This is a genomic window from Blautia obeum ATCC 29174 (assembly GCF_025147765.1).
GTDB classification, from domain to species: Bacteria; Bacillota; Clostridia; order Lachnospirales; family Lachnospiraceae; genus Blautia_A; species Blautia_A obeum.
Window position 1 is genome coordinate 1,884,294 of record NZ_CP102265.1, and the last position, 25,081, is coordinate 1,909,374.

26 protein-coding genes are annotated in these 25,081 nt (G+C 39.6%); 7 read left to right on the forward strand and 19 right to left on the reverse strand.

Annotated features, from left to right (window positions below):
• Nucleotides 1-4: 4 nt before the first annotated feature.
• The 7 genes from aroB (at nt 5) to NQ503_RS09030 (ending at nt 5,363) form a co-directional block, all read left to right on the forward strand.
• Nucleotides 5-1,096 (forward strand): 3-dehydroquinate synthase, encoded by a 1,092-nt coding sequence (aroB, locus tag NQ503_RS09000; protein WP_005424703.1) that lies wholly within the window; start codon nt 5-7, stop codon nt 1,094-1,096.
• Entirely contained in the window at nt 1,093-1,599 is a 507-nt protein-coding gene (gene lspA / locus NQ503_RS09005; protein WP_022389334.1) for a signal peptidase II, read from the forward strand. Before aroB ends, lspA begins: the two co-directional genes overlap by 4 nt.
• 10 nt (nt 1,600-1,609) lie before the next feature.
• Nucleotides 1,610-2,524, forward strand: coding sequence for an RluA family pseudouridine synthase (locus NQ503_RS09010; RefSeq protein ID WP_005424689.1), 915 nt, complete (start codon nt 1,610-1,612; stop codon nt 2,522-2,524).
• A 63-nt stretch (nt 2,525-2,587) separates the two neighbouring features.
• Complete coding sequence (locus tag NQ503_RS09015; RefSeq protein WP_005424685.1) at nt 2,588-3,229, forward strand: cytidylate kinase-like family protein; 642 nt, start codon at nt 2,588-2,590, stop codon at nt 3,227-3,229.
• A gap of 129 nt (nt 3,230-3,358) precedes the next feature.
• Nucleotides 3,359-3,805, forward strand: a complete 447-nt coding sequence (dtd, locus tag NQ503_RS09020; RefSeq protein ID WP_005424683.1) for a D-aminoacyl-tRNA deacylase — start codon at nt 3,359-3,361, stop codon at nt 3,803-3,805.
• A gap of 40 nt (nt 3,806-3,845) precedes the next feature.
• Nucleotides 3,846-4,076: a hypothetical protein gene (locus NQ503_RS09025; RefSeq protein ID WP_005424681.1), complete on the forward strand. Its 231-nt coding sequence runs from the start codon at nt 3,846-3,848 to the stop codon at nt 4,074-4,076.
• Nucleotides 4,077-4,304: 228 nt separating this feature from the next.
• Nucleotides 4,305-5,363 carry a tyrosine-type recombinase/integrase gene (locus NQ503_RS09030; protein WP_022389331.1) on the forward strand — a complete coding sequence of 353 codons (1,059 nt, stop codon included), beginning with the start codon at nt 4,305-4,307 and terminating at the stop codon, nt 5,361-5,363.
• A gap of 57 nt (nt 5,364-5,420) precedes the next feature.
• Here NQ503_RS09030 and mgtE read toward each other — a convergent pair whose 3' ends face one another.
• The 19 genes from mgtE to hisIE all read right to left on the reverse strand — a co-directional run bounded on the left by mgtE (nt 5,421) and on the right by hisIE (nt 25,069).
• Nucleotides 5,421-6,815, reverse strand: a complete 1,395-nt coding sequence (mgtE, locus tag NQ503_RS09035) for a magnesium transporter (RefSeq protein WP_005424668.1) — start codon at nt 6,813-6,815, stop codon at nt 5,421-5,423.
• Between the two features lie 420 nt (nt 6,816-7,235).
• Nucleotides 7,236-8,459, reverse strand: coding sequence for a ribonuclease E/G (locus NQ503_RS09040; RefSeq protein WP_044925579.1), 1,224 nt, complete (start codon nt 8,457-8,459; stop codon nt 7,236-7,238).
• Nucleotides 8,443-9,150 (reverse strand): TIGR03936 family radical SAM-associated protein, encoded by a 708-nt coding sequence (locus NQ503_RS09045; RefSeq protein WP_044925576.1) that lies wholly within the window; start codon nt 9,148-9,150, stop codon nt 8,443-8,445. Before NQ503_RS09045 ends, NQ503_RS09040 begins: the two co-directional genes overlap by 17 nt.
• Complete coding sequence (locus NQ503_RS09050) at nt 9,134-11,005, reverse strand: TIGR03960 family B12-binding radical SAM protein (RefSeq protein WP_005424665.1); 1,872 nt, start codon at nt 11,003-11,005, stop codon at nt 9,134-9,136. The genes NQ503_RS09045 and NQ503_RS09050 overlap by 17 nt, the downstream gene beginning before the upstream one ends.
• Before the next feature lie 199 nt (nt 11,006-11,204).
• The gene (locus NQ503_RS09055; protein ID WP_005424661.1) at nt 11,205-12,107 is read right to left on the reverse strand and encodes a hypothetical protein; all 903 of its coding nucleotides are present in this window, start codon (nt 12,105-12,107) and stop codon (nt 11,205-11,207) included.
• A gap of 22 nt (nt 12,108-12,129) precedes the next feature.
• Nucleotides 12,130-12,756 carry a response regulator transcription factor gene (locus NQ503_RS09060; protein ID WP_022389326.1) on the reverse strand — a complete coding sequence of 209 codons (627 nt, stop codon included), beginning with the start codon at nt 12,754-12,756 and terminating at the stop codon, nt 12,130-12,132.
• A gap of 25 nt (nt 12,757-12,781) precedes the next feature.
• Nucleotides 12,782-14,083, reverse strand: a complete 1,302-nt coding sequence (locus NQ503_RS09065; protein WP_129795700.1) for a sensor histidine kinase — start codon at nt 14,081-14,083, stop codon at nt 12,782-12,784.
• A complete protein-coding gene (locus tag NQ503_RS09070; RefSeq protein ID WP_422666788.1) occupies nt 14,056-15,135 on the reverse strand; it encodes a hypothetical protein in 1,080 nt (359 codons plus the stop codon). Before NQ503_RS09070 ends, NQ503_RS09065 begins: the two co-directional genes overlap by 28 nt.
• A 705-nt stretch (nt 15,136-15,840) precedes the next feature.
• Entirely contained in the window at nt 15,841-16,752 is a 912-nt protein-coding gene (locus NQ503_RS09075) for a TPM domain-containing protein (RefSeq protein WP_005424651.1), read from the reverse strand.
• Between the two features lie 18 nt (nt 16,753-16,770).
• The gene (locus tag NQ503_RS09080; RefSeq protein WP_044925570.1) at nt 16,771-17,868 is read right to left on the reverse strand and encodes a TFIIB-type zinc ribbon-containing protein; all 1,098 of its coding nucleotides are present in this window, start codon (nt 17,866-17,868) and stop codon (nt 16,771-16,773) included.
• 42 nt (nt 17,869-17,910) lie between these two features.
• Entirely contained in the window at nt 17,911-18,837 is a 927-nt protein-coding gene (locus tag NQ503_RS09085; protein WP_005424647.1) for a DUF4428 domain-containing protein, read from the reverse strand.
• Nucleotides 18,838-18,873: 36 nt separating this feature from the next.
• Complete coding sequence (locus NQ503_RS09090; protein ID WP_129795702.1) at nt 18,874-19,719, reverse strand: hypothetical protein; 846 nt, start codon at nt 19,717-19,719, stop codon at nt 18,874-18,876.
• A gap of 205 nt (nt 19,720-19,924) precedes the next feature.
• On the reverse strand, nt 19,925-20,155 hold the full coding sequence (locus NQ503_RS09095) for a DUF6718 family protein (protein ID WP_044925569.1): 231 nt from the start codon (nt 20,153-20,155) through the stop codon (nt 19,925-19,927).
• Nucleotides 20,127-20,597: a nucleotidyltransferase family protein gene (locus NQ503_RS09100; RefSeq protein ID WP_242650148.1), complete on the reverse strand. Its 471-nt coding sequence runs from the start codon at nt 20,595-20,597 to the stop codon at nt 20,127-20,129. Before NQ503_RS09100 ends, NQ503_RS09095 begins: the two co-directional genes overlap by 29 nt.
• A complete protein-coding gene (locus NQ503_RS09105; RefSeq protein ID WP_005424642.1) occupies nt 20,598-20,750 on the reverse strand; it encodes a hypothetical protein in 153 nt (50 codons plus the stop codon). It lies immediately after the preceding gene.
• Nucleotides 20,751-20,834: 84 nt separating this feature from the next.
• Nucleotides 20,835-21,224: a PH domain-containing protein gene (locus tag NQ503_RS09110; protein ID WP_005424641.1), complete on the reverse strand. Its 390-nt coding sequence runs from the start codon at nt 21,222-21,224 to the stop codon at nt 20,835-20,837.
• Nucleotides 21,225-21,277: 53 nt separating this feature from the next.
• A complete protein-coding gene (locus tag NQ503_RS09115; protein WP_005424640.1) occupies nt 21,278-22,852 on the reverse strand; it encodes an Ig-like domain-containing protein in 1,575 nt (524 codons plus the stop codon).
• A 166-nt stretch (nt 22,853-23,018) separates the two neighbouring features.
• Nucleotides 23,019-23,750, reverse strand: coding sequence for a glycosyltransferase family 2 protein (locus NQ503_RS09120; RefSeq protein ID WP_044925568.1), 732 nt, complete (start codon nt 23,748-23,750; stop codon nt 23,019-23,021).
• Between the two features lie 35 nt (nt 23,751-23,785).
• Entirely contained in the window at nt 23,786-25,069 is a 1,284-nt protein-coding gene (gene hisIE, locus NQ503_RS09125; protein ID WP_005424638.1) for a bifunctional phosphoribosyl-AMP cyclohydrolase/phosphoribosyl-ATP diphosphatase HisIE, read from the reverse strand.
• Nucleotides 25,070-25,081: the final 12 nt, after the last annotated feature.

Consider the following 25,081-nt stretch of genomic DNA (forward strand, 5'->3'; position numbering starts at 1 on the left):
AGATATGGGCACAGATGCATTACAGGTCAGAAGAAACGGAGATTTTTACTATCCGATCTATTTTGAGGATGGGTTTGAGAAACTTGCAGACGCAATTCGGACAGAGGGACTGGAGAACAGAAATTTTTGTATTGTAACAGATACGAATGTGGCACCGCTTTATGCGGCAGAGGTACAGAAAGTTCTTTCACCAGTAGCTTCCAAAATATCTGTGTTTACATTTGAAGCAGGTGAAAAAAGCAAAAATCTGAATACAGTACAACAGCTTTATAAAGTACTGATCGAGGAAAAACTGGACCGTAAGAGTCTGATCATTGCGCTTGGAGGCGGTGTGGTAGGTGATCTTGCAGGATTTGGTGCGGCAACATATCTTCGCGGTATCGATTTTATTCAGGTTCCTACAACACTTCTTTCTCAGGTGGACAGCAGTGTTGGAGGTAAGACAGGAGTAGATCTGGAGCAGTATAAAAACATGGTAGGTGCTTTCCATCAGCCTCGTCTTGTTTATATGAACCTTCACACATTGCGTTCTCTTCCGGCAGAGCAGTTTGCCTGTGGCATGGGAGAAGTCTTGAAGACAGGGCTTATCTGCGACGGAGATTTTTATCAGTTTGTGTGTGCGGAGCAGGAAAAAATACAGCAGTTGGATACAGAACTTCTGAAGAAAATGATTCGTCGCTGCTGTGAGATCAAAGCAGGTGTTGTAGAAAGTGATCCAAAAGAGCAGGAAGAACGTGCATTGCTTAATCTTGGTCATACGATTGGCCATGCAGTAGAAAAACTCATGGATTTTAAACTCTTGCATGGCCAGTGTGTTGCGATCGGGCTTATTGCAGCTGCAAAGATTTCTCTGAATAGAGGACTGCTTACAGAAAAAGAATATCAGCAGATCATACAGGGCTGTGAGTCTTATCGGCTTCCAACGTACATCGAGGGATTGCATGCGGGAGATATTCTTGCTGCGACTAAAAAGGACAAGAAAATGGAACAGGGACAGATTAAATTTGTTCTTATGAAGGGCCTTGGAGGCAGTTTTATTGATCGTACCGTGACAGATCAGGAATTGCTGGAGGGAATTCAGGAGATTCTTCGATGAATAAAAAGAAAGCTTCTTTTATCTGTTTTTTGGTGTGGTTTACTGGAATTATATTACTCATAGTGGCAGATCAGGCAGCAAAATACTGGGCAGTATCAAAATTAAAGGGCACATCCGGGATGACGCTTATTACGGGTGTGCTGGAGTTGCAGTATCTGGAAAACAGAGGAATGGCATTTGGCATGCTTCAGGGACGTCAGATGCTTTTTCTTGTACTGTGCATAGCTTTTTGTGCTGTAATGTTGTGGCTTTTCTTCAGAATTCCCAAAACAGGATATTACATTCCATTGATTCTGGCAGGTGGTATTCTGACAGGAGGTGCGGCAGGAAATTTTATTGACCGGGCATTTCGAGGATATGTTGTAGATTTTATTTATGTTTCTTTGATCGATTTTCCGATATTTAATCTTGCAGATATCTATGTTGTATGTGGAGGCATTGCATTGGTGATACTCGTTCTTTTCCACTACAGAGATGAGGATTTTGATTTTATTAAAAAATAAAGGATGACTTATGGAAAAACTAGAATTTAATATAGATTCTTCAGAAAAAAACGTCAGAATCGATAAGTATCTGGCAGAGTGCTGTCCGGATCTTTCGCGTTCTTATCTGCAGAAGCTGCTGAAAGATGGAGCGGTTTCTGTGAATACCCGTATTGTTAAGGCAAATTATAAAACACAGCCAGGAGATCATGTTATTTTAAATATCCCGGATCTGCAGACACCGGATATAAAGCCGGAGAACATTCCGTTGGATATTCTGTATGAGGATCAATGGCTTATGGTTGTAAATAAGCCTAAAGACATGGTCGTACATCCAAGTGCAGGACATATGGAGGGAACGCTGGTTAATGCTGTAATGGCACATTGTGGAGATAATCTCTCCGGAATCAATGGAGTTATGCGTCCTGGTATCGTTCATCGTATCGATAAAGACACTACGGGGGCTCTTTTGATCTGTAAGGATGATATGGTGCACAGAAACCTTGCAGAACAGCTTAAGGAACACAGTATTAAAAGACGATATCGTGCAATTGTTCAGGGAAATATCAAAGAAGATGAAGGGACTGTAGACGCACCGATCGGGCGTCATCCGATCGATCGTAAGAAGATGGCGATCAACCATAAAAATGGAAAAGAGGCAGTTACACATTATAAAGTCCTGGAGCGTTTCGGTCAGACTACGTATATTGAATGTCGTCTGGAAACAGGTCGTACGCATCAGATTCGTGTACATATGGCAAGTCTGGGACATCCACTCCTTGGAGATACGGTCTATGGATCTTCCAAAAATCCTTATCATCTTCAGGGACAGGCACTTCATGCAATGATTCTTGGATTTATACATCCGGTAACCGGAGAATATATGGAGTTTGAGGCTCCGATTCCGGAATATTTTTCAAAACTTTTGGATAAATTGAGAAAATAGTTGGAATTCTTTTGAAAATATTGTATAATAGTAACATGATTTTTGCAGAAGGGAGTGTATATTATGAACAGTACAAGCTCAATTATTACAATCGGACGTGAATATGGAAGTGGCGGAAGACAGATTGGACAGGAGGTTGCTAAATACTTCGGAATTAAATGTTATGATAAGGAACTTCTGGAACACGCTGCCAATGACAGCGGAATCTGCAAAGAGCTGTTTGAACACCATGATGAAAAACCAACCAATAGTTTTCTGTATTCTCTTGTAATGGATACATATTCTTTTGGATATTCTTCATCCGGATTCTCAGATATGCCAATGAATCACAAAATTTTTCTGGCACAGTTTGATGCAATTAAGAAACTGGCAGGTGAGGGACCTTGTGTAATGGTAGGACGTTGTGCAGATTATGCACTGGCAGACTGGAATGATTGTTTCAGTATTTTTGTGCATGCGGATCTTGACTGGAGAATCAACAGAATTGCATCCAAACATGGAAAAACTCCAAAAGAAGCAAAAGATATGATTACAAAAACTGACAAGAGCAGAGCCAGTTATTATAATTACTATACCAATAAGAAATGGGGAGCTGCACGGAGCTATAATCTTTGCATAGACAGCGGTAAGCTTGGTATTGATTATGCAACTGAGGCAATAATTGAATCCATTAAAATTTTTGACAGAACCAAAATATCCAAATAATAAACAGGATATTTTAAGCCCTGTTACAGGAGTTCTACAGAAATGAGCTGTCCTGTACAGGGCTTTTCTTAGCTGGTTGTAGATGGTATAATACAATTGATATATAAATATAGATCCGGGAGGAAGAAAATGCGTCTTGTAATACAACGTGTACTTCAGGCAGAGGTACAGGTAGATGAAAATACGGTAGGAAAGATAAATAAAGGTTTGCTTGTCTTTGTGGGAGCAGGTCATGAAGATTCCAGAGAGGTGGCGGATAAATATTTAAAAAAACTGCTTGGACTGCGTATTTTTGAAGATGAAAATGGAAAGACTAATCTGTCCTTAAAAGATGTAAATGGAGAACTTTTGATGGTTTCACAATTTACGCTGTATGCAAACTGCAAGAAGGGAAACAGACCAAGTTTTATTGAAGCAGGTGAACCACATATGGCGGAGGAATTATATGAATATATGATTCAGGAGGCGAAAAAATCAGTACCTGTTGTAGAACATGGGATTTTTGGAGCGGACATGAAGGTATCATTGATCAATGATGGACCTTTTACGATTATATTGGATGAAAAAATATTATAAATTTTTCAGTTAAAATAATTAGACAGAAAGAAGAATTTTAATGCGTCAGGAAAAGTTTAAAATGGAACGCCAGGGACTGATTCATATTGGTGATGAAGTTGAAATCTCGGAGTTTCAATCATATATGAATTACAGTTATATTATCGAACCGGCTGTGGCCATGTCAGGATGTTATAAAAATTCAGAACGAATCAAGTCAACACATGGAATCATAAAAAATATCGAACATACGCCAAGAGGATTTATTGTAACAGCGGAATTTGAGGAATAAAAGAACTGAAAATTATAAACGAAAATGTTTTACAAATGTCAGATATGGAAAAATCAGAAAAATCCCTGAATATGGCATTTGAAAGAGTTATCTATATCTATACGACAAACCCGAGTTTTTCATATAGATAAGGAGGGCTCTTTCGATAAATGCCATAATTAATCCCTTTGTAAATCCATTTTTATAGTTCTTATAGTTTCTTTTATATTGAAGGGGAAATTTAATTTTATGAGCGATAAAAAAACAACTTACCGTGAACATACAGATATGGAAAATACATTAAAGCTTCGTCAGGTTCTGGCAACGCTGCCTCCATTCTGTAAAGATTATTTCCGGGCAATTGACACGACCACAACTGCCAAAACAAGAATTTCTTATGCATATGACATTCGAATTTTTTTCCAGTTTCTTCTGGATGAAAATCCTGCATTCAAAGATCATGCCATGACTGATTTTACGGTTGATGTTCTCGATCAGATTAAAGCTGTCGATCTTGAGGAATACCAGGAATATCTGAAATTATATCAGTCAGGTGATAAAACAGAAACAAATGGTGAACGTGGCCTGAAAAGAAAAATCTCCGCTTTGAGGAGTTTTTATGCCTATTATTACAAACGTGAAATGATCCATACGAATCCTACAGTGCTTATTGATGTACCGAAAATCCATGAAAAAAGCATTATTCGTCTGGATACTGATGAAGTTGCCATGCTTTTGGATTATATAGAACACTGTGGCGATACACTTACCGGCCAGAAACGTGTGTTTTATGAAAAAACAAAAGAACGCGATCTGGCAATCGTTACATTGCTTCTTGGAACCGGAATCCGTGTTTCTGAATGTGTCGGACTGGATATTGAAGATGTAGATTTTAAGAATAATGGAATCAAAGTCACCCGAAAAGGTGGAAATGAAATGGTTGTTTATTTTGGGCCTGAGGTAGAAAAAGCACTCAAAAGATACCTGGAGGTCCGTGAGGGAATCACTCCCCTTGCCGGTCATGAGCACGCTCTCTTCTATTCTGCCCAGCGCAAACGTATGGGCGTACAGGCGGTTGAGAATATGGTAAAAAAATATTCCAGACAGATTACGACAACCAAGAAAATTACACCACATAAACTTCGAAGCACCTATGGTACCGCACTGTACCAGGAAACGGGCGATATTTACCTTGTAGCGGACGTTCTGGGACATAAGGATGTCAATACTACTAAGAAGCATTACGCAGCCTTAGACGATGCCAGACGGCGTCAGGCGGCAACTGCAGTTAAATTAAGAGAAGAATAAAGATTGGGGACGGAGTTAGTGGCTTTAAATAGCCACTAACTCCGTCCCCAATGGTGTTTATCCGGCAAGATGAAGGACTTCGATCAGGAAGATCCAGCTTAATCCATAATAGGAAATTACAGCTACAAGGTCATTGATGGTTGTGATCAGCGGACCGGAAGCAACTGCCGGGTCAATATGGATTTTTTTGAAAAACAATGGAATGCAGGTACCTACGGCGCTGGAAATCAGCATTGCGAGAAGCAGGGATAAACCAATGCATCCAGATACTGCATATGCAAATATAAGGGTTTTGCCTTTGATAATATAAATGTACAGACCAATCAGTGCAAATGACATTAAACCAAGTACACCACCATTGCAGAGACCAATCTTCATTTCTTTAAATACAAGTTCAAATTTCTGTTTGGCTGTCAGGGATTCGTCCATAAGAACACGGATCGTTACCGCCAGGGACTGTGTACCAACGTTACCGGCCATATCCAGGATCAGAGACTGGAAACACATGATGATCGGCAGATTGGTAACAACCTTTTCAAATATACCAACAACTGAAGATACGATCATACCGAGAGCAAGAAGAATGACCAGCCATGGCATTCTTTTTTTCATACTTTCCCTGAGCGGTTCATTAAGATCCTCTTCCGCTGTCAGACCAGCCAGCTTTGCGTAGTCATCGCCCATTTCATCATCGACAAGATCTACGATGTTAGCAGAGGTGATAACACCAAGCAGACGATTGTCGTTGTCAAGTACCGGGATAGAATCTTCGGAATAATCTTTCAGATCCTCGATACATTCATCAATCAGATCAGTACCATACACATAAGGATAAGAAGTTACGATCAGTTCTTCAAGAGGGTGATCGCGGCGTGCAATGATCAGATCTTTCAGATCAATGGCACCATAAAACTCTTCAGATGCAGTAATAACAAAAATAGTAGAAATATTGTCATTTTTAGCAGCCTGAGAAACCAGTTCAGTCATGGCTTCTTTGACAGTAAGATTCTCGTGGATGACAATATAATTTGTTGTCATACGGCTACCGATTTCATCTTCATCGAAAGAATTGATCATTTCGATGTCGTGACGAACTTCGTCATCCAGTAATTCAATAAAGATCTTTCGTTTTGAACGATCAAACTGCTGCAAAACATCGGATAATACATTTGTATCCATTTTTGATAAAATTGCAGCGGCTTTTCGGATATTCATTTCCTCCAGATATTTAACAACATCTGCTTCTTCCGTATATTCAAAAATATCGGAAATAGTATCCATATCCAGAATTCTATATAACTTGCAGCGTTCTGCCGGGCTCAGCTTTTCTAATATATCAGCAATATCATTTTCATGATAATCCTGAAGACGCTGACACAGAACTGCCGGTGACGCATTGCTTTTTACTACTTCCAGAATCTCACTGGTGTAGTCCTGCACTCTTTTTTCCATGCAGTATCCCTCCTGTTCTTTTATTTAACCGAACACAAATAAGGCATGCCTTTTTAAGTTAAAAACAACATGTCATATTGGGTTTTATTAATTGTGTTCATGGGATCTGTTAACAGGATAAAAGAGTATCTGAATAAAAATCAGATCTATAAGAAATAGAAAAGAAAAATAGACAAATTAAAACAGAATGTGATAAAAAATGATTCCATCACATCCTATGCAGCTCTTTCGTCCTGTGCGACAACTTCGCCCGTGAGAATCACAATTATCCATTCTGTTCACCTGCCTTTATACTATAATTTTTAAATCAATGTAATGGCTCTTTATTAGTCAATTACTTAGCCGACAAACATTATAACCTCAAATATGACCAAAAGTCAATGAAACTAGTGTTAAAAAATAGTTAAGATTATATCTAATTTATTTCGCACTTAATTCCCTCAGATCTTCAATCAATGGGCGCCGAACCTTTTGACGGGTCATTTCAAGGATATGAAGTGGCGTGATATCAATTGCTTTGCATTTGACCGGGTCTTTGCGGAGATATTTCTGAAGAACATGAAAAAGTTCATCCTGATGATCCGGGTTTTCCATATTGATAAAATCAACCAGAATGATCCCGGAGAGATTTCGAAGTCGAATCTGACGGGCAATTTCAGCAGCGGCTTCGAGATTTATTTTACGGTAAGTCTCTTCTGCTTTTTTCTTTCCAGTATATTTGCCACTGTTGACATCAATGGAAACAAACGCCTCCGTCTGCTGGATAACAAGAAAACCTCCACTTTTCAGCCAGATCTTTTCATGGCATACTTCATCGATCGCACCCTCCAGACTGTAAAGCTTATATAGTGGAAGTAATTTATCCTGATACAGCTTAAGAATCTCCAGTTTATCCGGCTGAAATTCGCTGAGATAAGCGAAGATCTTTTCATGTATTTCAGGAATATCAGTAACAATCTCATCCAGATCTCTGGTATAGACATCGCGAACTGCTGCCAGATAAAATGGTTCTGCTTCATATAGAAGACTGTAACAGGTACGGTTCCGTCCATGAACGGCAACTTTTTCATATTGTTTTTTCAGCATTTCCAATTCATGAAAAAATTCTTCTTTGGAAGCTTCTGCAGCATTTGTACGGGCAATGATGCCATACTCACGTTCCGGTAGGCTACGTTCTTCTTCCAGCCATTTATTCAGAAGACTGCTCTCTTCCTTGGAAAGTTTGTTGGAAAAACCTATTTTTCGATTTCCTGTAGTCAGAACAAGATATTTTCCCGAAAAATTCAGATTTGCGGTCAGTGCAGGAAGTTTCCCTTTCATGGCTTCACGGTTGATCTGGACCAGAAGCTGGTCTCCAGGACGCAGGGGCTGATCTGTTTTTCGACCATCTGTGTAAATGGCATTCGTACACTGATTCAGAGGCAGATAGCCATTTACGGAATCGCTTAAACGGACAAAAGCCGCCTGAATATTGGCGGCAATGTTTTCAACTTGTCCTACATAAATATTGTTAAGAGTATTTTTTTTCCCGGAAGGCTCCAGACGAAGTTCAATTACCTTCTGGTCCTGGACGATTGCACAGACGGTACAGGGAACTTCGTTAAGAAGCATTTCTGTAATGATCAGCTTATTCAACTTCTTCACCTAATGATTCCATAGAAACGAGTTTCAGATGTTCTTCATCACCTTTGTTGGCATAAATCTCACGACGTTCGATCATGTATGCAAATGGAAGCGGTTCCTCATCCATCCAACGAAGGAAAGTGTCCATGACAAGTTCCGGTTTGGTGTAGTTGGAACTTGCAGAAGCAAGCTGCATGAAAACACCTTCACCGTCTAAATGCATTTCATAAATATATGGACGGATGTCTACCGTTTTTTCACTGCGTTTAGTTTTCTTGGTTACAATGATCTCTTTCTGGGAAAGAAAATCATCCAGTCCGGCACGCCAGTCTGCAGCAGGTTCTTTTCCTTCGCGGAACTGTATAAAATAATCGGCAGCAGCTACCAGAGCCATAGCGGTACTTGCCTTACCGTCTTCTACCTGACGAGCAGAGCAGATAGAAACACCCTCTGCCATAACAGCATTCAGGCGGTTTTCAATCTCTTTTGTTGGAACTGTTTCAGTTAGTTCCATATCAAAGTACTCACCAAGACTGGTTGTGCCAACACCAAGTGGTGCCGCAAAAGACATGATCATATGCGGACTGTAGCCACCGGAGAATGCAACCGGAAGCTCAGCACGGCGGATGGCTTTCTGGAAATAACGCATAGTGTCCAGATGGCCGACAAATTTCATATGCCCGGCTTTGGCAAACTTAATTCTTACTTTCACAGCACACACCTCCTTTGTATTTAAGTACACCACAGCCAGAGCATTTCTGACGGCAGTTTGGTGTAACAGTTTCTGCTTTCGCCTGTTTCCATTCACGGATCAGGAATTTTTTGGTAACACCTGCATCAATGAAATCCCATGGAAGAATCTCATCCGTGCTGCGTTCACGGAGTGTATAGAACTCAATATCCACACCGGTTTCTTTAAAGGCTTCTTTCCAGATGTCATAGTGGAAGCTTTCAGACCATGCGTCATAAAGAGCACCCTTTTCATATGCTTTAAGGATGACATCTGCACAGCGGCGGTCACCTCTTGCAAGGAAACCTTCCAGTACGGTTACATCAGGTTCATGCCAGTTATAACGGATGCTTCGCTGGTTCAACTGAGAACGAATCTCATTCTTAACAACTTTAGCTTTTTCGATAAAGTCTTCTTCACGGAACATTGGTGCCCACTGGAACGGGGTGAACGGTTTTGGCACAAAGAAAGAAGTGCTGACATTGATCTGTACTTTTCCTTTACGCTGCTCCTTTGGAACAACTTCATAATAGGTTTCGGCAATCTTCTGGGCAAGATGTGCGATGCCATTCATATCATCTTCTGTTTCAGTAGGAAGTCCAAGCATGAAATAAAGCTTAACCTGATTCCATCCGCCCTTGAAAGCTTCACCGGCGCCGTGCAGGATATCTTCTTCCGTAAGTCCTTTATTAATAACATTACGAAGACGCTGAGAACCTGCTTCCGGAGCAAAAGTGAGGCTGCTTTTTTTGACATCCTGAACTTTACTCATAACATCGAGAGCAAATGCATCGATTCTAAGAGAAGGCAGAGAAATATTGACTGCCTCATCACGGAATTCATCAATCAGGAAGTTCACGATCTCTTTCAGGTGACTGTAGTCACTGGAACTTAACGAACTTAAAGATATTTCTTCATGACCTGTCTTCTGAAGCATGATTCTTGCAGATTCTTTTAATGTCTCGATATCACGTTCTCTAGTCGGACGGTAGATCATGCCAGCCTGGCAGAAACGGCATCCGCGGATACAGCCACGCTGGATTTCCAGAGTAACACGATCCTGTGTTGCCTTGATATGAGGAACGACCGGAGCTTCCAGTTTATTGTAATCTTTATCCATATCGATAACGAGCTGTTTTTCAACCTTTTCCGGTACATTTTCATATTTAGGCTGGAAGGATTTAATGGTACCATCTTCTTTATAGGTAACTTCATAGAGAGAAGGTACATAAATACCAGGAATCTGTGCTGCTTTCAGAAGGAAATCCTGTCTGCTGCCACCGGCCTTCTGGTTTGCCTTGTAAGCGTCAAAAAGGGCTCCATAGACCATTTCACCCTCTCCGATATAGAAAAGGTCAAAGAACGGTGCAAGTGGCTCAGGATTGTATGCACACGCGCCTCCGCCGATCACCAGCGGATCATCCTCTGTACGTTCTTTTGCAAGAAGTGGGATTCCACTGAGATCCAGTAACTGGAGAACGTTTGTATAGCACATTTCATATCCGAGAGTGATACCAAGGAAATCAAATTCCTTTACCGGATCCTGAGATTCCAGAGTAAATAATGGAATGTGCTCTTCACGCATGATCTTATCAAGGTCTGTCCACGGTGAAAAGAGACGCTCGCACCATACGTCGTCTCTTTTGTTGAACATATCATATAAGATCATCATTCCGAGGTTGGACATACCAATCTCATAGACATCCGGGAATGCCATTGCAAAACGGATATCGACATCCTCTTTGTTTTTCATAACTGCATTGACTTCACCACCGATGTAACGGGCAGCTTTATCAATCTGCAGAAGTATTTCATCGCGCAATGCTAATTTTCTCATAGTTTTCCTTTCGAAGGTTGTTATATAACTGGTTACATGAAGAAAATTTCGCAACAAAATTTATCGCAGCGACATTTCTTCACAGTATTCCTATTATATATGCTTTACAAAAGGAATTCAAGCCAAAAAGGGTACAAACTCAAGAATGTATAAACTCAAGAATCAGGAAGCATTATGGTATTGTGAAGTAGGAATTACATTATCCGGATCCAAGAATATTCCAGGTATTTTCAATCACATCAAGGTAATATACCTGATTATCACTGACTGCGTAATGATTTTTGACTTCGATATGATCGTCCAGGTCTTTTCCGAGAACGAATACTCTGCATTCTTTGTCATCGATCATATCTTTGTTTCCGGTATACCATACAAAGAATCCCAGCCCCAGATAGTAGCTGACCTCATCAGTTGAACAGAGAAGTTCATAAGCGTTTTGTACTGTATCACTGTAATAATCCTCATAATAATCTTCAGGAAGATTGCTTTCCATACAGTTGTCAGAACCATTATGTCCATAGTCGAAATCATAGTAGATTGAAAAATCGTAGCAACGCTGTTCTTCTGCCAGGTGGCCGTCTTTCAAAGAAATGGAAGGACGGTAGGAAACGCTCATATTGCCTTCTTTGGATGTGACCATTGTGTTTGAATAAATCTCACTCAGGTTGCATCGGAGAATGATCACTTCATCAGGTGAACCCTCATATAACGGGAAATCCAGATAATCTTTGTAGACGGCATCTTCGGTCATCTCAGAGGCGTATACGCTGATCGACCAGTCCGAAGCCGGAACGATCGCAAAGACTTCATAACCACCCGCATCCACGATGGTACCATTTTTAAGAAACGGATAAGATGCAACATAATCCTCTTGGTTTGTATAATCCAGAATTTCTTCGGTTGTGGCATCGTATCCGATATAACCCAGAAAAGCAATTCCTGTCTGACAGTCATTTTCTCGAAGCATATCCTGTAAAATAGCAAAACTGGATTCGCTGTAAGATTCTTCATCAGGGTATGGATTTTTCGCCATACAGTTTACGGAGGTAACAGAAGTAAGTATCAAAGCACTGAGGCATATTGCAATTAATTTTTTCTTCATGATGTCATCTCCTCTCTTTGGTTTATTTTAGCGTGGTAACTATTAATTTACTTTCTAGTGCAGCAGCAATCAGATCCTCTTTACAGTTGTATCCGGCTTTTGCAATCATTTCCTGAAAGTTCCAGCGTACTCCGGAAGTGGTACAGTTCATTTCTTTTGCAATTTCGGAATAGGACATACCACAGATATATAGCCGGAGCATTTCTAACTGTCGTGGACTGATCTCACCGCTGGTGATCCAGTTCAGTTCTACGTCCGGGGTCACATCCGGAAAAACATGTTCTCCATTAAGAGTCCTGTGTATCACATCACGTATTTCATCTTCACCATGATCTTTGTACCAGAGACTGTCTGCGCATCCGGTCTTAGCTCTTTCCAGAACTTTAGGATCGATCAGAGAAGTTACAATGAGTACTTTGGTTCCAGGATGCTCTTCTCTGATTGCCTTTCCGGCAGACAGGCCGTCATGGTTATGGAAGGTCTGCACATCCATCAGAACCAGATCGATGACAGAATAATTGCAGATCTTTACGGCTTCACGGGCATCTGAAATAGTATCTACGAGCTTTAAATCCGGATCCTGTAAAATAATAAACTCGAAATATTTCTGCATGATCTTCTGATCTTCTACAATGAGTATGCGTGCCATAGAATCATTTCCTTCCAAAATTGAATTAGTATTCTTCATCAAACAGAGGTAAATTCAGCAACAGATAAAAAGCAGGTTCGAAAAAAGTGTTCATAGAGCCACCCTCTGCTTCAACTGCTTTTCGCAGAGCAGACAGTCCACCACCCTCTTTGGCATCCTTTGACGGCAATTCACCATCATTGGTGATCTGAATCTGATATTCGTTGCGTTTCCTTTTCATAATAACAAAAACAGTATTTCCATGTGCATGTCGGGCACAGTTTGTTACGCATTCACGAATAGCGCGATCTGTAAGGCACCGGTATGCGGGAGTATCTGGATAGCTGCCCTGGATCTGAATGGAAATACCAAGTTCTTCTGCATGTCTTTCGGTATCCTCATATTGGTTTTCTTTATTAGCGACGGTTGTATTGGTAAGGATATAAACCTGTTGCTTTAAAGTTTCCAACTGTTCCTTCATATTTTCTGGTGATTCTTTGTCTTCTAAGATTCTTCGTATAGAGAGAAGGCTCCTTCCGAAGTTATCATGTACCTGCATTTTCATGGATAGAGTTTCCTGTTCGCGTATTTCATCACCGATTCGTTCATACATTTCTTCCAGCTTTTGATTTAGTTTTGCCAGTTTTTCATTGTTCCTCTTAATCTCTTCACTGTTGTAATATATTTCGGAAACATCGAGTGCGACAGTTTGTACATAGCCTTTCAGTGAGGGTTCTGTAAGGTGATATTCCTGAAACATCCAGACGGAACCATCCTGAAAATAGAATACATTGTTATCAGAGTTTAATTTGATCACATTATCCTGTACTGGCTCGGAATTTATGGCATAACGGAAAGAATCAAAATTCTGAAGATAGTTTCCAGTAAGCATTCTGCACAACTCCTGCATTTTGGAGTTGCTTAAGATAATACGTCCGAGAGAATCTGAAAAGCAGACACCGCAGGGAACATTGTTTACCGCTTCATAAACAGACCAGGGAGAAAGTGTATTATTGTATTCTTTGATCTCTTTGCAAATTGCCAGAATAAGATAAACAGTCAGCAGAACAATTATGATCACCAATGCATATGCCGGAAATGAATAAAAGATAGGTTTATGCGGAGGTTTATCCAGTCTGTGTCGATGGTCATTCAAAAGTCCGGCCATAATAAGAAAAGAAATGATCAGCCATGATGCGGAAACAGCTATCTTCCATTTTTCAACAGCACGCATAATTCTTGAAAATAGTAGGATAAATTCAAGAATCAGACATATTTCCATAAGGATCATAAGAACATTTTGTAATTTTATGGTATCATTTATGAGAGCGGACATCGAATAAACCATTCCTGTTCCTCCTCCTGCTGTATTAAAAGTTCAGGTCGTTCTTTCAGAAAATTATGAATATCTGTTGAACTCATAACATGGACAGAAATCTGTAGTTTTTCGTCAATCTGGGTTACACGGAAAAAGACTGAATTTATAACATCAAAAAGCTGTTCAATCAGCCATTCAAAAAAGTCATAGCAGTTCAGAATATCATCTGCTTGAAGCTGCTTTTCTTTATCCTGTACATAATAAGCTGCACGGATCCTGCATAGTTTCAGATTTTCGCAGGATTCTGCAAGACTCTGCTTCAGATCGGCCATAGTAAGAGAATCTCCTTGTGAACTGTATCCGGTAAGTACAAGATTTTTTCTTCTTTTCAAATATGTTCCTACGACTACAATCTTACTCAGGAGCATATCATATTCTTCTCTGGATTCAGTTTGTTCAAGCTTTTTCATATATGAGGAAAGCAGCTCATACTGTTTGTATGTCTGATCCTGAATCATATTTAAAAGTCGGTTCTTTTCTTCTAGTTTTTTTCTCGCAGCTTCTTTTTGATAAGTCATCTGTAAAAGCTGGTTTCGTTCGGTTAATTCTTCCTGCTGTTCTTCAATATCCTGGTACTGATCCAGAAGTACAGAAATATCTTCTGTCCAGAATAAATGCCCGCCTTTAACAGGAATATGTTTGATCAAAACTCCATTCTCTTGTATTGAAGAATTGGCAATCACACATTCACGCAATTCCTCGGTAAGTTTTGGAAAGTTTCCGGAATAATAATATCGATGAAAAGTGTTATCTGTAATCTCTGCATCCAGACTGCCATTTGACTGGAATAATTCAAAGTAGCGGCTGTTGGTAGGAATCAGACCACAAAGGATGCAGCTTTGGAAGATGGCGGCTATACAAAGACAGCAGATTGCAGTCAGATCGCCCGCAATGGTGCTGATTATAGGTACCCGGAGAATATTTGCAATGTTCCATGCCAGAAGTATAATGCCAGGTATTACCGGAAGCCAGAAACGTTTTTTACCTGCAATTCTGCTTTTGCGAACAAGAATTATGTCCATAGCAATGAGACAAAATATAATCCATCCCTGTATTATAAAAAAGAGAAATCCATAGCTGTAATTTTTGTCTGAATAAGGTGGATTCAGATAAAAATGAAAGACCTGCTGATGCAGATCATTTGTAAATACGGATATGATCAGCAACATAGCCGAGAATAGTAAGAAGATACTTCTCTTTTTTACTTTGTCATGTTCTTCTTCCAAAAGAAAGGAAGCATTTAAACCTAAAGTGGGAATCAGGATCATTGGAAAATAATACAGATACCAACAAATGTGTGTGCTAAGAGGATCCTGAAAAATATGGTATTTTACAGTGCGCAGAAAAAACCAGAATACCATTAAACAGCCAATGACCGTCAGGCACTGACGCATTCTTTTATATACAACATGTTTGTTCAGATAAATGACCCATGCACAATACATTCCAAGATAAATACTGGTACGGCTCTGATCAACTAAAGCTTGTATTAAAGAATTATTGGTGTGAATTAGCCTGCATGTATACGCTGTCAAAAAGCATAATATAACAATCGTATATGATAAAAACCTTTTCTTATGATATGGCATTACGATCCCTTTCCAGAAAAAAGTATCTAAAGTATGCAGGTTACCGGTCGGATATTGAGCGGTAACCTGTTAACTACATTATACTATAATGCCTGAATATTGAGCAATGACAAAGTTTTTCGGATTTGCTATCCGTTGTCAGAATTTGCCGCTGGCTCCGCCGTGGGAACGGCCGGAAGAACTTGTATGTGATGAGCTTCCGCCAGAGGAACTGGAAGAACTGTCTTTTTCATTTCTGATAGTTCTTTGAGTGACGATCCTGTTGACAAAACTGTCAGTTGATCTTCGAAGCGACATGGAACCTTTACGCTCATAAGCTTCTGCGGATTCCTGTTTTTTTACGGATTTAAGATTCCTTGATTTAGATTTAACGAGTCTAAAGGAAATCAGAAAAGCGACAACTAAATCGGTAACGAGCCAGAATGGATGAACCTTCCCTTTTGAAGGCATATTGTCAACATCATATGGTTCTCCGGTTGCTGCCTGTCTCAGAAAATCATCACACTGATCAGCAAAACAATTGAATGCATCTGCATAGTTTCCGCTGGAAAGCTTGCTCTTGAATTCACCGCTGATGAATTCAAGACCAGCGTCTGTAAAAGCTACCGTATGACTATATCCATAAGTAGAGATTGCCCATTCTCTTTCGCCCATGCTGATCAGAAGAAGCAGACCATCATCGTTTTCTCCATATCCGTAGCCATTGTAATCATAGTAGTCATCAGCATATGCCTCGGCTGTTTTACCTTCCAGAGAGTTGACGGTAACGATGCCGACCTCATTTTCATATTTCTGGCTGATGTCCTCAAGTTTATTTAATAATGCACTGCTCTCTTCTTCGGTTAAAAGACCAGCATCATCCACAAGAAGTGGTTTCTGACGTTCTTCCGGAATTGCAGGAATCTCAGTAGGTACTGCAGACTCTTCGGAAGTCACTGCAGAAACCTCAGAATCTGTTTCCGGGCTTTCAGAAGCCATTACCGGAAGTACCAGCATAAATATACAGAGAAGAGAAAGCAGGCAGCCCCATATTTTCTTTTTTATCTTCATATTATCTGTTCCTTCCTGCTACATTAAAAATAAACATTTCAGACCGTACAGCACTCCCCAGATAAGGACGGTGCGAATTCCTACGGATTTCCAGAATTTTGATTTGTCAATCGGAAGATCTCCAACCATTTTTCCGGTCTGACCGTTCATAGCAAATGTGAATTTCTGACCGTGCCAGGTGGTGTTTAAAAGCCATACCGGATACATGGCATACCAGTAACTGGCATTATGAATCTGTACATTACTGTCTTTAACTGAGGCACCACCGTTATAACCTCTGACGGTTTTACGAAAAGCTCTCTCAGTACATACACGAATTCTGTCACGGGCTCTGTCTATACGTTCATTTACGTTGACATCATAACGGTCAGCCAGGTAACCTGCCAGATAAGCCTGCTGAAACGGTACTGCTTCCTGGAAATTATATGGTTCAATGGCTTCCATCAGTGTATCATCCATTTTTCTGGAACCATCTGCGGGAACATGATCGAAGCTTATGCTTCCTTCACGATAGACACTATAGATTTCACGTGTTGTATATTCCGTATCACCAGATGTATGAGAGTGGACTTTTTCTGCCTCATATGTAATCTGAGCATCTGCATCTACATCAAACAGCCAAAATGGGATATATACGCCTTTGATTTCGTCCACATGGTTTTCTTTCTTGAATACCTTGGGAAGATATTTTTTACCTTTCAGATGCTTATAATAGTTTTCTTTGGCAGCTTTTTTATCCAGTTTAAATGGGATGATATAATCTGGTTTCAGGTCACCTGAAAACTGACCTTTCATAGTTATTTTATTATTGCAGAACGGACAGGTCGTTGCTCCTGTTGTTTCCTCAGCTACGATCTCACTTCCACAGGACTGGCAGCTGTAGACGCGCATGCCGTTCAGTTCATCATTCTGCCACTGACCGGTGCTCATTGAGTACCAGTTGTCGTTTGAAATTGATTTTCCGGTCGTCTGTGTATCTTCGGATTTCTGCGTGCGCTGAAACTCTTCGACCGTCATTTCCGTATCGCAGTACGGACATTTCATGTGCTGAGATTTAGAATCAAATACCATCGAGGCATTACAGGATGGACACTTATATTCTATTACATCAGACATATTCCGTATTCCTCCTTTTAATTCAGTAGTATTAATTCAGTATCACGGTTTTGGTGATCCACAGTATTCACAGAAAGCACCTGTGTTTGTAGCACCGCATGCACATACCCATGTATCACCAGAAGTCTGCTGTAGTGCATTCTGATTCATCATAGTACCATGTTGTGGCGCATTTTGATTCATCATATTGCCCTGCTGCGGGTAGCCCTGGTTCATCATGTTACCCTGTTGCGGGTAGCCCTGGTTCATCATATTGCCCTGTTGCGGGTAGCCCTGATTCATCATGCCGCCCTGCTGTGGGTAGCCCTGATTCATCATGTTGCCCTGCTGCGGGTAACCCTGGTTCATCATGCCATTGCTATAAACCGGTGCGGGTGCCGGTGCGCCGGTAAGTGCAGTTATGATCTGGCTTGCAAGCTGTTCATAATTCATCATTTTAGCTCGTTCGTGATCTTTTACAGAGAAGGTATTAAGCTTAAAGTCCATATCATCAAACCAAGGTGTGTTAACGCCAAGTTTTATCTTGTAATCATAAGAATAGTTGTATCTTGGTGGCACATAAGATCTGGATTCACCATCCTGATCTTTGTATTCTTCTTCTACTCGCTGTTCATCGATGTCTAAACGACAGGAGGTTATTGCAGACAGAGGTACGATATCCGGATTATCCTGTTCGCTCATATTAAATGCTACGGCGAACAATCCTTTGTTATCGTCGATAAACACATGATATCTGTCTGCAGAAAATTCACGAGTGATACTGAAACTGCGAACAGCATTTTTGTTTTTTTCTCTGTATTCCAGCTGCCTTTTGATATCTTCTACGGTGCTGTGGCGTCTTTCTTCAAACCAAGGAGAAAGCTTGCTGGCACAGTTCTTACACAGATTTCCATCGTCCAGTTTGCGGTTTCCTAAAAGTCCAATTTTTTCACCGCAGATATCACAGTTCTTTTTATCAAATAATCCCATTATTTAAACCTCCTTCAAAGAGTAAGAGAATTTATGTTATTTTTTCTCCAATTTGTCAAAGAATACTTTTACAGTCCAATCCATGGAATCTTCACTGTCTTCACCGTCTGCAGCTTCTTGTGTTTCTTCTGGATCATCCATACTGTCAGCAGATGTGAAACATAATTTGCCATCATCAAGAAGATATAATCTCATGGTATCTGTGTCGAATAATGAATAGTCTTCGGCGTCTTCTTCGGTTTTTTCTTCTGTTGATTTTAATACGAGGGCATTTGTGTCCAGATTGCCTTCAAGCTCAGTGGTGGTTTCCGTTCCGCTTTCAATTGTTACAAGTGTTGCTTTACCGCCATCGATTGTAAGATTAAACTGCATATCAAAGAGTGTTCCGGTTGGAACCTGCATTCCAAACGCAGACATTATGGAACTGCTCCATTCACCATCAAAATCTTCAAGTTTGGTGTCTGTGAGTGCTTTTCCAGGTTCATAAGGTTTATATTCTTCTTTTTCCTGTCCAAGAGTTACGGTCATTCCATCCATGCTGATTGTGATTTTTCCATCTTCATAGGTGCCTTCCATAACTTCATCATCTGAGGTTATGATAATGTTATCTCCGTCAATCTTCCATTCAAAATCATTAACGTCTGCTTCTTCTGATTCGGAAGATGTTGTTACTTTACCGTTGCCGTCTTCACTGATTTCCATTGACATTTCCATCATGATCGCATTTGGATGAAATTCATTCATACCGTCCATAGAAAGACTGTTTGCGTACCATGTACCAACTACATCTTTGTTGTCTAATGCGTAAACATTTGTACAAACAAGACCTGCCATCATAATTCCTAACGCACCTGCTGTAAAGATTTTCATTTTTTTACTCATACCTGATTCTCCTTTCATCTTTGGAATAAAATGTTGTCAGATTTTTCTGCAAATACTATCTGTAATTATTATTATACGGACATATTTCAGATAATCACTAACACTTCTGCTAGTGATTTCAAAAAAAATGAAAATATCAGGAAAATTGATATAAAAATACCCCAGCTAGATTACTCCAGCAAGGGTATATTAGATAATCTCTGATTTATGGTCGAAGTCCTTTTACAAGAGTCTGAAACTCTTGCTCTGTATCCACAAAGTGATACGGTGCGTATTCGCCATACGCTGTTGGTCTACTGATTGTTACAAGTTGTATACCTTTATATCCAACTGCTTTATTCAATTCTCTTTTCAATTCCACCAGATGCTTTCCATGAGTCATTTTTAAAGCAAAACAACCATGTGCATCACGATCTTTCGCTACTAGATAACACATTATTCAGCACCTCCTTAAATTCATGCTCATTCCGAATCAATCCATGTTCATATTTCTTACGCATTATTTTTCCTATATCTATTGGATAGTTTTTTTTATACAAGTAATCGTGAAGCCAGTTATTCAGTTGTCTATCAAACAGTGTATTGAACTGGATTTCTATCGGATAATGTTTTCCGCTCTTTTGATAGTACACATGAACACCCCTATATCCGTCATCCAATGACTTTCCATTTGACATATCAGCAATTCGGAAGCCCGAAGCTTCTTCTTTTAATGCTTGGTCATAGCTATCGCAAAAAGCCCGGAATCCTAAAATATCATTAAACACTTTTCGCGTTTGATGATTGGGATAATAACGATCATACTTCAAAAGTATGGCATCTAAACTCTTGACTCTATAATCTAACGCGATATCTGAAAGAACTTCCTGTTCATCCAACTAATCTGTCATTGTCATCAGTTCGGCAATTAATAAATCCTTATCAAAATAATGCAAATTCTTCTTCAATGAAATTCCCAGGTGTGATTCAAATGACAACGCATTCAGAATTTCCACCGATAAGCCATTCATTTTCAGTAATTGTTCATTCACAAGCCTACCTCCTGCTTATCAGGATATATTACTTATGCTACCACAGGTATTCTATATTATCAATACATTAGATTATCCGTTTATTTATGATCTGCAGCTGTCCGTTGCGGCCATTCTGCTGACTTCCGGATTACCATCCAGATGCTGCATATTTAAGGTCTTTCTTTTTAGTCTTTCCTGTTCGGATTGTTTCAGGATAAAATCTTTAATTTCTTTGGCATTTTTTATGTGCTGTAATTTAAGATCAGGATCCGTTACATCTCCAGTGAAGCAGTGAATGGTACCGATACCAAGGATTCGTTCCATCAGAGTGGTTTCCAGACGGACATCAATTACTTTGTACATGTAACAGTCATTCTCCACTTTGTTGAGCAAACCAGAATCGATTGATATGAACTCATCAGTTACGGTATAAGTAGTAAAGGTCCATGGCAGACCAAGAAACATAGAACGCTTTTTTTCTTTGTAAGTCATAATTCAAATCTCCTTTCAACTTCTTGTCAAATATTTTATAGTGATTTCGCTTTTTATTTTACTGTGACTTTGCACTTAACGCTGATTTTACCAGATTTAATTGTTATTGTTGTAGAACCTTTTTTTCTGGCGGTGATAACGCCTTTGGAACTAACTGTGGCAACTTTTTTATTAGAACTGTTGTAAGATATTTTATAATCGCTGTTTGCTGGTACTTTTTTAGGTTTCAGTTTATAAGTTTTGCCCTTTTTTAGTTTAATCGCGGATTTAATACCAGTGATTTTCTTTGTGGTTGTTTTAGGCACAGTTACAGTTACAACAAATTTTTTTGTTCCGGATTTTACTGTGATCTTTGTAGTTCCGGCTTTTATTCCTTTTATTATACCCTTGGAAGACACTGTAGCAACTTTTTTATTAGAAGAACTATAGCTGATCTTTTCCTGTGATGTCTGTGGTGATAACACAGGAGTTAATTTTAAAGTTTTCCCTTTATTTACAGATACTTTCTTTTTAAGACCAGAAATGGATTTTGTTTTTATTTTTCCTTTTTGTACAGTTACTTTTATTTTAGCAGCTTCGCCAGTTGACATTACTATTGTAATATAAGTTTTGCCTGGCTTTTTGCCGGCAGTAATCTTTCCATAAGGGTTAACTTTTGCAATAGAAGTATTATCAGAATACCACGCAACTACACGAAAATAAGGGGTAGCGTTTGTAACCTTGACAGATGAAGTTGACTGTCCTGTGCGTAGTGTGATGGAATGAGTGTTTACCCTCATTTGTAATGTAGGTGGTGTTGGCGTTACTGTAGGTGGTGTTGGCGTTACTGTAGGTGGTGTTGGCGTTACTGTAGGTGGTTCGGTAGGAATAGGATTACCATATTCATCCTTATCAGAATTAATCCAACTGTCTAATTCTGATGTTGTAATAGAATCAGACTCAAAAGTAATCCGTAAAGATTGAATATCCTCTGTGTATTCCCATCCATGTTTACAATCAAAAAACTGTTTTTTAAAGAAAATATACATAGAATATGTATTGGATTCCATAATGCCTTTTGATGAGCCGATTCTCCATCGAGTGTTAACTTGAATAGTTGAAGGATTATTTTTTGTACTCCAATATAATGGTTCCCATCTCTCATCATTTTCTATTGGATCAGTATTATCCATTCCAGCACCTGTTACAGTAAAATCATAAAACTTGCCTGGATAGAATTTTAAAGGTTTTTCAAGACCGGTTACAATACTTTCAGTGACAGCAGGTTTTAATGGCTCTCGCGAAGGAGTTTCCGAAACAGAAGAATTCTCTGGATTTATATCATCATCAATTCCAACATCTTCAGTAAAGACTTCTGTCTCATCAGATATAAATTCTGAGTCTGAAGAATCAATACCTTCATAGGAATAATCTATATTCTCTTCACTGCTAAAATTACTATCAGTATTGTCAAATTCAACTTCTGTATCCTCTCTTGTGTCAAGGGAATCAAAGTCTTCGATAGCATCAGAAGAAACTTCGGTAGCACAAATAGAAGTATCTTCAAACTCTGCAGCAGGTACAGATGTCAATGCTCCAGTAGTGAGCATTGCAACAGATAATGTTAATGCAAGTATTTTCTTTTTCATAGGAGCCTCCTTGTTTTATACAGACGTGCAATAGCTGTAATCTATATAGAAGTATATCACAAAATTCTTCGTTATTAAACAAGGTTTCAGACAATATCTCGAGGCAAAACTAAAAAGGATTGTAAAAGTAACATTACAATCCTTTTTGAAGATTAGTTTAAATTTGCTATTTTCGGTTCAGTACACGATTGATTTGCCGGAAATCTTTCAGTGCCTGGCGACCGATCTTGAAGATCTTTTTCATATTAATCGAGTTGATACCGCCCTGTCTTGGACGGAAAGTGATTGGCAGATATTTGACGCGGCATCCCTTTTTTGCATAGATTACTGACAAGACCACATTGGACAGATTAAAATCATTAGGGATCAGGTCAATATATCTGCGTAGAGTATCTGCCTTCATCAGACGGAATGGCGTGTTGGCATCTTTGACGGAAACACCGAAACAGATACGAATCACAAGGCGTAGAATACGAGTAACAAAGATACGACTGCCGCCATCCTGACGGTTGTTTCGCCACCCAATGACCATATCCCATGCTTCCCTCTGATCCCAAAACTGTTCAAATTCAGAGGGAAGTGTCTGACCATCTGAATCAGTCTGAAAAACAAAATCTGCACCATGATCAAGTGCATAATGATATCCATATAAAACAGTTGCACCATGTCCACTGTTTGTTTTCGTGATAGGGCTGAACAAAGGGTGTTCTTTTGCATATTCCTGCATTATTATGTATGTATCATCCTTGCTTCCGTCATCAATCACAACCAGGCGGGATTCACCGTTTCCGGAATGCGCCTGAATGACAGGATACCAGTCATCAAGTACTTGTCGGATATTTTCTCGTTCGTTATATGCCGGTATGATTATAAAAAGTCTATCTGTCTTTGTTTCCAAGATAATTCTCCTGTGGGATATTCTGCAGACATGGGTTACCTTCTGGCAAGTTCACTGGTAATCTCTTCCCAGGTAACTCCCTTTTCTACCATCAGAACCATGGCATGATACAGAAAATCCGAAATTTCATATTTAATTTCTTCTTTGTCAGGATTTTTGGCCGCAATGATGATCTCTGAACACTCTTCACCGACTTTTTTGAGAATCTTATCAATACCCTTATCAAAAAGATAATTTGTATAAGAGCCTTCTTTAGGATGAATTTTGCGATCTGCGATCACGTCGTATACATCCTGGAAAACATGAAGCGGGTTTGTGTCATTATAATCCTTCTGAACCAGAGGTTTAAAGAAGCAGCTGCGGCTGCCAGTGTGGCAAGCTGCTCCGATCTGATCGACTTTAGCGAGGATTGTATCATTGTCGCAGTCCAGCGCAAGTGATTTTACATACTGAAAGTGACCGGAAGTAAGACCCTTGAGCCAGAGTTCCTGACGACTGCGGCTCCAGTAAGTCATTTTACCAGTTTTCAGAGTATTTTGGAAGGCCTCTTCATTCATATATGCTACCATAAGTACCTGGTCGTTTTTGTAATCCTGAACTACCACCGGAATCAATCCGTCATTGTTGAGTTTGAAATCAGACCAGCTGATAGCACTTTCGAAAGTAATGACCGGAATTCCGGAAGCTTTGCAGTCTTCTTTGAAATTAATAAGTTTCACCTCAAGAGAACTGATATAAGCACCGCTTAAAGCATGTACAGATTCTTTTTTGAGAAGATCTTTCAGGGCATCTGTTTTACTCTCTTCTGTATGAAGAATAACCTTCATATCAGAACTCGTTGCGATTTCGTCCTGAATCGTATCCAATGCAAGAATTTCATCTGCATACTTTTCAATCAGTTTTTGGTTATCTGCAAATTCTTCCATAGAAGAAATACTGATGACCATTTTTTCTTTACCGAAACGTTTGGATACTTCCTCAAGAAGTAAAATATTACTTTCTTTGGAAAAATTCAGAACAACTTTGGCACATCCGGCATAAAGAAGCTTTTTGACATCTTCCATGCGATTGATATTTCCAGCTGCCATAACAGGAATTTCAGCAATCGCACAAATCTGTTTGATATTTGCAATAGCCTGATCATGCTCTTTATCTCCAGACGAAAAGTCAAAAACCAGCAGTTCATCTGCTCCGTTATCTCGGTAAAAACGCACAAGATCTTCTATATTTCCTTCTCCAAAGAGATTTCGTTGACCAAATCCGGTAACTGCCTTTCCTGATTGCAGATACAGGCATGGAATCAGTAGTTTATCTGCCATGTGTATTCCTCC

Excerpts from the sequence above, each read along its gene's own strand:
- aroB (WP_005424703.1), top strand. The coding sequence starts at position 5 with ATGGGCACAGATGCATTACAGGTCAGAAGAAACGGAGATTTTTACTAT.
- lspA (WP_022389334.1), top strand. The coding sequence starts at position 1,093 with ATGAATAAAAAGAAAGCTTCTTTTATCTGTTTTTTGGTGTGGTTTACT.
- NQ503_RS09010 (WP_005424689.1), top strand. The coding sequence starts at position 1,610 with ATGGAAAAACTAGAATTTAATATAGATTCTTCAGAAAAAAACGTCAGA.
- NQ503_RS09015 (WP_005424685.1), top strand. The coding sequence starts at position 2,588 with ATGAACAGTACAAGCTCAATTATTACAATCGGACGTGAATATGGAAGT.
- dtd (WP_005424683.1), top strand. The coding sequence starts at position 3,359 with ATGCGTCTTGTAATACAACGTGTACTTCAGGCAGAGGTACAGGTAGAT.
- NQ503_RS09025 (WP_005424681.1), top strand. The coding sequence starts at position 3,846 with ATGCGTCAGGAAAAGTTTAAAATGGAACGCCAGGGACTGATTCATATT.
- NQ503_RS09030 (WP_022389331.1), top strand. The coding sequence starts at position 4,305 with ATGAGCGATAAAAAAACAACTTACCGTGAACATACAGATATGGAAAAT.
- mgtE (WP_005424668.1), bottom strand. The coding sequence starts at position 6,815 with ATGGAAAAAAGAGTGCAGGACTACACCAGTGAGATTCTGGAAGTAGTA.
- NQ503_RS09050 (WP_005424665.1), bottom strand. The coding sequence starts at position 11,005 with ATGAGAAAATTAGCATTGCGCGATGAAATACTTCTGCAGATTGATAAA.
- NQ503_RS09055 (WP_005424661.1), bottom strand. The coding sequence starts at position 12,107 with ATGAAGAAAAAATTAATTGCAATATGCCTCAGTGCTTTGATACTTACT.
- NQ503_RS09060 (WP_022389326.1), bottom strand. The coding sequence starts at position 12,756 with ATGGCACGCATACTCATTGTAGAAGATCAGAAGATCATGCAGAAATAT.
- NQ503_RS09065 (WP_129795700.1), bottom strand. The coding sequence starts at position 14,083 with ATGGTTTATTCGATGTCCGCTCTCATAAATGATACCATAAAATTACAA.
- NQ503_RS09070 (WP_422666788.1), bottom strand. The coding sequence starts at position 15,135 with ATGGACATAATTCTTGTTCGCAAAAGCAGAATTGCAGGTAAAAAACGT.
- NQ503_RS09075 (WP_005424651.1), bottom strand. The coding sequence starts at position 16,752 with ATGAAGATAAAAAAGAAAATATGGGGCTGCCTGCTTTCTCTTCTCTGT.
- NQ503_RS09080 (WP_044925570.1), bottom strand. The coding sequence starts at position 17,868 with ATGTCTGATGTAATAGAATATAAGTGTCCATCCTGTAATGCCTCGATG.
- NQ503_RS09085 (WP_005424647.1), bottom strand. The coding sequence starts at position 18,837 with ATGGGATTATTTGATAAAAAGAACTGTGATATCTGCGGTGAAAAAATT.
- NQ503_RS09090 (WP_129795702.1), bottom strand. The coding sequence starts at position 19,719 with ATGAGTAAAAAAATGAAAATCTTTACAGCAGGTGCGTTAGGAATTATG.
- NQ503_RS09095 (WP_044925569.1), bottom strand. The coding sequence starts at position 20,155 with ATGTGTTATCTAGTAGCGAAAGATCGTGATGCACATGGTTGTTTTGCT.
- NQ503_RS09110 (WP_005424641.1), bottom strand. The coding sequence starts at position 21,224 with ATGACTTACAAAGAAAAAAAGCGTTCTATGTTTCTTGGTCTGCCATGG.
- NQ503_RS09115 (WP_005424640.1), bottom strand. The coding sequence starts at position 22,852 with ATGAAAAAGAAAATACTTGCATTAACATTATCTGTTGCAATGCTCACT.
- hisIE (WP_005424638.1), bottom strand. The coding sequence starts at position 25,069 with ATGGCAGATAAACTACTGATTCCATGCCTGTATCTGCAATCAGGAAAG.